Origin of the sequence: Cryobacterium sp. RTC2.1 (assembly GCF_035018685.1) — a bacterium.
GTDB classification, from domain to species: Bacteria; Actinomycetota; Actinomycetes; order Actinomycetales; family Microbacteriaceae; genus Cryobacterium; species Cryobacterium glucosi.
On record NZ_JASJXJ010000258.1, the window covers coordinates 1 to 2,402 of the forward strand.

At 67.3% G+C, this 2,402-nt stretch carries 4 protein-coding genes; 3 read left to right on the forward strand and 1 reads right to left on the reverse strand.

Annotated elements, in window-relative coordinates; translation table 11 throughout:
- From QN357_RS18580 to QN357_RS18590, 3 genes are all read left to right on the forward strand, one after another.
- Positions 1–662 (forward strand): hypothetical protein (locus QN357_RS18580; protein WP_323505350.1); only part of this gene is annotated, 662 nt, incomplete at its 5' end.
- A gap of 33 nt (positions 663–695) precedes the next feature.
- On the forward strand, positions 696–947 hold the full coding sequence (locus QN357_RS18585) for a hypothetical protein (RefSeq protein ID WP_134449509.1): 252 nt from the start codon (positions 696–698) through the stop codon (positions 945–947).
- Entirely contained in the window at positions 944–1,708 is a 765-nt protein-coding gene (locus QN357_RS18590) for a DUF2306 domain-containing protein (protein WP_322136199.1), read from the forward strand. Before QN357_RS18585 ends, QN357_RS18590 begins: the two co-directional genes overlap by 4 nt.
- A 22-nt stretch (positions 1,709–1,730) precedes the next feature.
- Here QN357_RS18590 and QN357_RS18595 read toward each other — a convergent pair.
- Positions 1,731–2,402: HNH endonuclease signature motif containing protein (locus tag QN357_RS18595; RefSeq protein WP_323505351.1), on the reverse strand; the 672-nt coding region annotated here is incomplete at its 5' end.

The following is a 2,402-nucleotide window of genomic DNA, read 5'->3' on the forward strand; positions in this document are numbered from 1 at the left end:
GAGTCCGTCTCGTGGGCTCGGAGATGTGTATAAGAGACAGCTACATCATCATCCAGTTCATCCACCCGGCCGACGTGGTCGCCTCGCTCTCCACTCAGATGTGGATCACGGTGCACGTCCTCAGCTTCGGCATGGCCGTTCTGGCCATGATCGGTCTCACCGGAATCTACCTGCGGCAGGTGCAGAAGTTCGGGCTGCTCGGCCTGATCGCCTACCTGATGTTCGGATTCTTCTTCATCCTGCAGGCATCCTTCAACTTCACCGAAGCCCTCATCGCGCCCCTGGTCGCGACCGCAGCCCCCCAGCTCGCCGTGGACATCGTCGGACTGTTCGGCCGCTACCCGGCCGTGAACGACCTCGGCCCCCTCGCGGCGCTCCCCCAGGTCGGCGGTCTGCTCTACGTCGTCGGCGCCCTGCTGTTCGGCATTTCCATCCTCCGGGCCCGTGTCCTGTCACGCGGGGCCGGCATCCTTCTGATCGTCGCAGCGGCCGTGACGCCCATCGCGGGCGCACTGCTCCCGCACACCCTCGAACGGATGGCCGCCATCCCCATGGGCCTGGCCCTGATCTGGCTCCGATACTCCCTGTGGTCGAACCTGCGCACAACGACGGCGCCCGCGGCGGTCAACCCTGCACGGCTCGACACGACGCCGACGGTCTGACCCGGATTCGCCGGACCACCGAGGAGGAATGACATGAAAAACGGACACGTGGCGCCCCTCGGGCGCGGTGAACTCGACACCTACGAGATCCGGCTTCAGGGGCAGCTGGATGCCTGTTGGACCGACTGGTTCGACGGCTTCCGGCTGACCGAGGCGAACGACGGGACAACGACCCTCACCGGCCCGGTCGTGGACCAGGCCGCCCTGCACGGGCTACTGAGACGGGTCGCAGACCTCGGAGCCACGTTGATCTCGGTCAACGTCCTGACAAGGAGTGACCGGTGACGAACCACAAGATCACTCGAGACACGTCGACACGGGACAAGGCGACACGGGACAGGCCGACACAAGACGGTGCAACGCAGGACAGGCCGGCTGCCGCGGTTCCTCGCGCTGATCGCACCCGGGCACGCACGCGAACTCCGCGGCCGCAATGGCTCGCACCGGCCGGACTGATCCTGCTGAGCCTCATCCCGATTCTCGCCGGGGCTGCGCGCCTCACCGAGCTGACAGGGGGCTCCACCGCCACCGAGCACAACGTCCGGTTCCTCGACTCCCCCATGCCCGTCGTCACGCACATCGTCAGCGTGACCGTCTTCTGCCTCCTCGGCGCCTTCCAGTTCGTTCCCGCCCTGCGGCGCCGGGCGAGCAGGTGGCACCGCATCGCGGGAGTCATCCTCATCCCCGCCGGCCTGCTCTCCGCGCTGTCCGGCCTGTGGATGGTGGTGCTCTACCCGCACCCGCCGGGTGACGGCATCGCCCTCGGCGTGATTCGGCTCTTCTTCGGATCGGCGATGGCCGTGAGCCTCGTTCTCGGTATCCGCGCGATCCTGCGCCGCGATTTCGTCAGGCACGGCGAGTGGATGACTCGGGCCTACGCGATAGCCGTCGCCGCAGGCACGCAGGCGCTGCTGCTGATCCCGGGGGCGATCCTTTTCGGGGCGCAGGACGAGCCCTCCCGCGCGGTCCTGATGGGTGCCGCCTGGGTCCTGAACCTGACGGTCGCCGAGTACCTCATCCGCAGTCGGCGCCGTCGCCGTCCCTAGACGGCGTCGGCCCAGGTCCGTTCTAGAACGGTGTCGGGTCGTCGGGGTCGTCGGGTGCGGGGTCAAGGTTCCAGACGTCAACGATCGGGACCGGTGGTTTCGGTTCGGGTTTGGGTTTCCGGGGTGGTCTCATGTCGGCGGAGGGTTCGACGATGTAGCTGTACCCGGCGGGGGAGGTCCATTCGATGCGACCGTCGCCGAGGTGCCTGGGCGTCCACCGGGTGTAGCTCTTGACCGCGTGGTGATACGGGCAGAGATGGGCGAGGTTCATCGCGTCGGTCTCCCCGCCGTGTTGCCACTCCACACTGTGATCGAGGTCTGATCGTTTGGCGGAGCGGCGGCAGCCGGGGAAGGTGCAGGTTTCATCCCGTACCTCGAGCCACTTCTTCAAAGCCGCGGGCGGTTTGTAGGTGTCGCGTCCCATCGAGAGCACGACGCCGGTTTCCGGGTGGGTGAGGAGCCGGGTGAAGCTCGGCGCCCCGGCGGCGAGACGCCTCGCGGTGTCGGGGTCGATGGGTCCGTACCCGGTCAGATACCCGGGCTCCTCGCTCTTCCCCAACAAGGTCAGCACCGGAACGGTGACGTTGACCTGCGCGGTCACCCCTTTGCCCAGTCCATCCGGGGTGACCCCACTGATCAGGACGTCGGTGAGCACATCGGCCGCGATCTGGGTCAGGGTGCGGACCTCGTCCGG